The sequence below is a fragment of the Rudaea sp. genome, assembly GCF_036383415.1.
In the GTDB taxonomy this organism is placed as follows: Bacteria; Pseudomonadota; Gammaproteobacteria; order Xanthomonadales; family Rhodanobacteraceae; genus Rudaea.
The window spans coordinates 1-4,951 of the sequence record NZ_DASVOK010000388.1 but is presented as its reverse complement, the minus strand read 5'-3'; the positions used below and the strand labels follow the sequence as shown (position 1 = coordinate 4,951).

Sequence of the window (4,951 nt, the reverse complement as noted above, 5' to 3'; positions counted from 1 at the left end):
CTCGGCGTTGCCGTTGATCACCGCTACGTCGACGACGACCTTGCTGACGTGCTCAAGCGAAGGCAGCTCGTACATGGTCTCGAGCAGCACCGACTCGATGATCGTGCGCAGACCGCGCGCGCCGGTCTTGCGCTTGAGTGCCTTGCGCGCCACGGCGAGCAGCGCGTCGGGGCGGAATTCGAGTTCGGTGCCTTCGATCTCGAACATGCGCTTGAATTGCTTGACGATCGCGTTCTTCGGCTCGGTGAGGATCTTCACCAGCGCCGCTTCGTCGAGCTCTTCGAGCGTCGCCACGACCGGCAGGCGGCCGACGAATTCCGGGATCAGGCCGAACTTGACCAGATCCTCGGGCTCGACATCTGCGAGCACCTTGCCGACGTTCGTATGCTTGGACTTGCTGCGGATCTCGGCGCCGAAGCCGATGCCGGTCGATTCCGAACGCTGTTGGATCACCTTCTCCAGGCCCGCGAACGCGCCGCCGCAGATGAACAGGATGTTCTTGGTGTCGACCTGGAGGAATTCCTGCTGCGGATGCTTGCGCCCGCCCTGCGGCGGCACCGAGGCGATCGTGCCCTCGATGAGCTTGAGCAGCGCCTGCTGCACGCCTTCGCCCGACACGTCGCGCGTGATCGACGGGTTCTCGCTCTTGCGCGAAATCTTGTCGATCTCGTCGATGTAGACGATGCCGGTCTGCGCCTTCTCGACGTCGTAGTCGCACTTCTGCAGCAGCTTCTGGATGATGTTCTCGACGTCCTCGCCGACGTAGCCGGCTTCGGTCAGCGTCGTCGCGTCGGCGATCGTGAACGGCACGTTGAGCAGGCGCGCGAGCGTTTCCGCGAGCAGCGTCTTGCCCGAACCGGTCGGGCCGATCAGCAGGATGTTCGATTTGGCCAGCTCGACCTCGTCGTTGGCCTTGCGCGATTCCATGCGCTTGTAGTGGTTGTAGACGGCGACGGCGAGCGTCTTCTTCGCGCGCGTCTGCCCGATCACGTACTGCTCGAGAACGTCGAGGATTTCCTTGGGCTTGGGCAGGTGGCTGCGCGCGCCGGTGGCCTTTTCCTCGAGTTCCTCGCGGATGATGTCGTTGCACAGCTCGACGCATTCGTCGCAGATGAACACGCTCGGGCCCGCGATCAGCTTGCGGACCTCGTGTTGGCTCTTGCCGCAGAACGAGCAGTACAGAATCTTGTTGTTGTCGCCAGAGCGGCTCTGTCGATCGTCACTCATGCCGGGCCCCGGTTCCTTTACAAAGAAATGTCAGTTGAAAGAATAGCATAGGCTGGCCGGATTGCTAGGCAATCCAGCGGATTCGGATTTGTGCTGGCGGGAGCGGTAATCGCGCTCCCGCACCAGGTTTTCGTCAACGGCGACGGGCGCTTAGGCCGTCTTGATCGACTCGACCGGACGCGATTCGAGCACCGAGTCGATAAGGCCGTATGCCTTGGCGTCTTCCGCGCTCATGAAGCGATCGCGCTCCATGTCGCGCTCGATCTGCTCGAGTGCCTGGCCGGTGTGCTTGACGTAGATATTGTTCAGGCGGTTGCGCAGGTAGAGGATCTCGCGCGCCTGGATCTCGATGTCGGTCGCCTGGCCCTGCGCACCGCCCGAGGGCTGGTGAATCATGATGCGCGAGTTCGGCAGCGCCAGGCGCTTGCCCTTGGCGCCGGCGGTCAGCAGCAGCGAAGCTGCGCTGCACGCCTGGCCGACACACATCGTGCTGACGTCGCAGCGGATGTATTGCATCGTGTCGTAGATCGCCATGCCAGCCGTGACCACACCGCCGGGGCTATTGATGTATAGATTGATGTCCTTTTCGGGATTTTCCGACTCGAGAAACAGCAACTGGGCGACGATGACGTTGGCCATGTAGTCGTCGATCGGGCCGACGCAGAACACCACGCGCTCCTTGAGCAGGCGCGAGTAGATGTCGTACGCGCGCTCGCCGCGCGAGGTCTGTTCGACCACCATCGGCACGAGATTGAGGCTGCGGGTGGGTTCGTGGCTGGCGGTCATGCGATTCTCCGAAACGTGTTCTGCGTCAAACGACTTTTTCTGCAGCGGATCAGGTCGGACGCATCGCCTCGCCGAAGCTCAGCGTCTGCTCGGTGACCTTGGCGTGATCGGCGATCCAGTCGGCGACCTGATCTTCCATCACGCGGCTCTGCAGTCCGCCCATGAGTTGGGGGTCACGCTGGTAAAGTTCAACCACGCGCTCCGGTTCCTCGTAAGTCGACGCGAACGAGGCCAGGGTTTCAGCTACGCGGCGGTTGTCGAGACGGATGTTGTTCGCACGCGCCAGCTCGCCGACGAGCACACCGGCGGCAACGCGGCGGCGCGCGATTTCCGTGAAGGCTTCCGGGCCCGGTGCGATCTGACCCTGCTGTTTGGCCTGCTCCTGCGCCTGCTGGGCGAGCAACTGCGCCTCGCGGTCGATCATGCCCTGCGGCAGATCGATCTGCGGATACGCATCGACGAGTTTGCTGACGACTTCGTTCTTCAAACGCGCCGAAAGCATGCCCTTGAATTCGCGTTCGAGGTTCGCACGCACGTCGCTGCGGAATTTCTCGACGCCGCCGTCGGCGATGCCGAAGGCGCGGATGAAGGTCTCGTCGACCTCTGGCAGCTTCGATTCCTGCAGGCGGATCAGCTTGGCCTCGACCTGGGCGCGGCGGCTGGCCAGCGTCGGCTCGCGGAAGTCGGCGGGGAAATCGACCTCGGCGTTCACCGTGTCTCCGGTGGCGCGGCCGATCAGCGCGTCTTCGATGCCGGTCGTCATCGCGCCCGAGCCGATGATCGTGCCGACGCGGTCGGCGCCTTCGGCCGGATGGCGGAAGCCGCCGCTCGCGTCCGAGCCCTGTGCCGAGTATTCGAACAGGGCCATGTCGCCGGGCTGCGCGGCGCGCTCGACCGGCGCCCAGTCGCGGCGCTGCGCGCGCAGGGTCTCGATCATGGCGTCGACGTCGGCATCGCTGACGCTGGCGCTGGATTTGGTGATTTCGAGCTGGCTGACGTCGATCGTGCCGATTTCAGGCAGCACTTCGAACTTGGCCGTGTATTCGATCTGGCCGTCAGTGGGCACGCCGGTGGTGTCGATCTCGGGTGACATCGCCGGGCGCAGATTCTCCTTGCCGACCGCTTCGTTGAAGCTGTTGCGGATCAGCTCGGAAATCGCCTCGCCGCGCACCTGCGAGCCGAAACGCTGTTCGATCACCTTGGGCGGAATCTTGCCGGGACGAAAGCCTTTCAGGCGCACGCTGCGCGCCACTTCGGCAAGGCGTGCCTTGACCTGCGATTCGTATTGGTCGGCGGGAACGCGGACAGTGAGCTTGCGTTCGAGTTTGCCCAGGTTTTCGACGGAGACTTGCATGCTTGGCACCTGAAATTCTTGAATTGGAAATTATATCGCTTGCGCGCTGGGCGCAGGCGAGACAGTAAAAGATAAATCGCTTGATCGCTTACGCGATCAAAACTTTATATGTGGTGCGAACGGAGAGACTCGAACTCTCACGGGTTGCCCCGCTGGAACCTAAATCCAGTGCGTCTACCAGTTCCGCCACGTTCGCCCGGCTTCTATCCAATGATCGCGCGAGCCGCGAAGGCCGTTGGCTCGGTCTTCGCCAGCATGTTCGGAGGTTTGGGGCCGAAGCCGAAGCGCGTATCGCGGACGGCGCCTATGATCGCCGATTCGCTGCGAGGGGGAAAGTGGTGGGCCGTCTAGGACTCGAACCTAGGACCAAGAGATTAAGAGTCTCCTGCTCTACCAACTGAGCTAACGGCCCACTTTGAGGTGAAACTGGGGTGGATGATGGGACTCGAACCCACGACAACCGGAATCACAATCCGGTACTCTAACCAACTGAGCTACACCCACCACCGAGCCGGTGATTGTAGCTCATTTTGCGGGTCGATTTACAACAGCCCCTCTTCAACTTCCTGCATTGGCGCGCCCGGAGGGAATCGAACCCCCAACCCCGGACTTAGAAGGTCCGTGCTCTATCCGGTTGAGCTACGGGCGCATCCGGGTAGTGTAACGCACGATCCTCGCGTGCTTTCGAAATCCAGATATTGGAAATCAAGAGCAGAGATAAATCGAAGAAAATCGCCGCGAGCGGCGCTTTTCTAACTGTATCAGTGGTCGGGGCAGAGGGATTCGAACTCTCGACATCCAGCTCCCAAAGCTGGCGCTCTACCAGGCTGAGCTATGCCCCGACATTCCGCACAGCATACAGCCTTGCGCGGGCGTGCATGGTAAGAGCGCGCTGGCATCCCGTCAACGCATGCGCCTTTCGCAGATGGAACGCAGCGCGCGATGGTGCGACGAAAGCGCGCGTGGCACTGGCTCCAGCGCTGCGCTAGCATCGTTGCCCCTTTGCAAATTCGGAGCGAGACGATGAATCTTCAGGGCAAGCGGATCGCAGTCACCGGCGCGGCGGGCAGCCTCGGCAGCGCAATCGTAAGCGCGGCACTCGACGCGGGCGCCACGGTCGCGGCGATCGATCATGCTCCGGTTGCTGCCATGGATTCGAAAAACCTGCACGAGTTCGGCGGTGTCGACCTGTCCTCGGCCGAAGCGACGGAAAAGGCCTTCACCACGATCGGCGAAAAGCTTGGCGGGCTTGATGCGCTGATCAACGTCGCCGGCACGTTCCGCTGGGAGAAACTCGAAGGGGGCAAACTCGCGACCTGGGACCTGCTGTTCAACGTCAACCTGCGCACGGCCGTCGCCGCGAGTATGGCCGCCTTGCCCCTGCTGGCGCAGAGCAAGGCGGGCCGCATCGTCAACATCGGCGCAGCGGGCGCGATCAAGGCCGGCGCGGGCATGGGCGCCTATGCTGCCTCCAAATCGGGCGTTCATCGCTTAACGGAAGCACTTGCAGAGGAGCTCGCCGGCAGCGGCGTGACGGTCAACGCCATCCTGCCGAGTATCATCGACACGCCGGCCAACCGCGCC

The 4,951-nt window shown here is 62.5% G+C and carries 4 protein-coding genes and 5 tRNA genes; 1 reads left to right on the top strand and 8 read right to left on the bottom strand.

What is annotated here, in order from left to right:
* From clpX to VF497_RS14290, 8 genes are all read right to left on the bottom strand, one after another.
* Window positions 1–1,227: ATP-dependent Clp protease ATP-binding subunit ClpX (gene clpX, locus VF497_RS14325; protein ID WP_330889871.1), on the bottom strand; the 1,227-nt coding region annotated here is incomplete at its 3' end.
* 150 nt (window positions 1,228–1,377) lie between these two features.
* Entirely contained in the window at window positions 1,378–2,013 is a 636-nt protein-coding gene (gene clpP / locus VF497_RS14320) for an ATP-dependent Clp endopeptidase proteolytic subunit ClpP (RefSeq protein WP_330889869.1), read from the bottom strand.
* Window positions 2,014–2,062: 49 nt separating this feature from the next.
* Window positions 2,063–3,367, bottom strand: coding sequence for a trigger factor (gene tig / locus VF497_RS14315; RefSeq protein ID WP_330889867.1), 1,305 nt, complete (start codon window positions 3,365–3,367; stop codon window positions 2,063–2,065).
* Window positions 3,368–3,478: 111 nt separating this feature from the next.
* A tRNA-Leu gene (locus tag VF497_RS14310) sits at window positions 3,479–3,563 on the bottom strand.
* A 140-nt stretch (window positions 3,564–3,703) separates the two neighbouring features.
* Window positions 3,704–3,779, bottom strand: a tRNA-Lys gene (locus VF497_RS14305).
* Window positions 3,780–3,794: 15 nt separating this feature from the next.
* Window positions 3,795–3,871 (bottom strand) — tRNA-His (locus tag VF497_RS14300).
* A 68-nt stretch (window positions 3,872–3,939) separates the two neighbouring features.
* Window positions 3,940–4,016: transfer RNA gene (locus tag VF497_RS14295), tRNA-Arg, on the bottom strand.
* 116 nt (window positions 4,017–4,132) lie between these two features.
* A tRNA-Pro gene (locus VF497_RS14290) sits at window positions 4,133–4,209 on the bottom strand.
* Between the two features lie 100 nt (window positions 4,210–4,309).
* On the opposite strand from VF497_RS14290, the gene VF497_RS14285 reads away from it, so the two are divergent.
* The coding region (locus VF497_RS14285; protein WP_330889865.1) for an SDR family NAD(P)-dependent oxidoreductase at window positions 4,310–4,951 on the top strand (642 nt) is incomplete at its 3' end.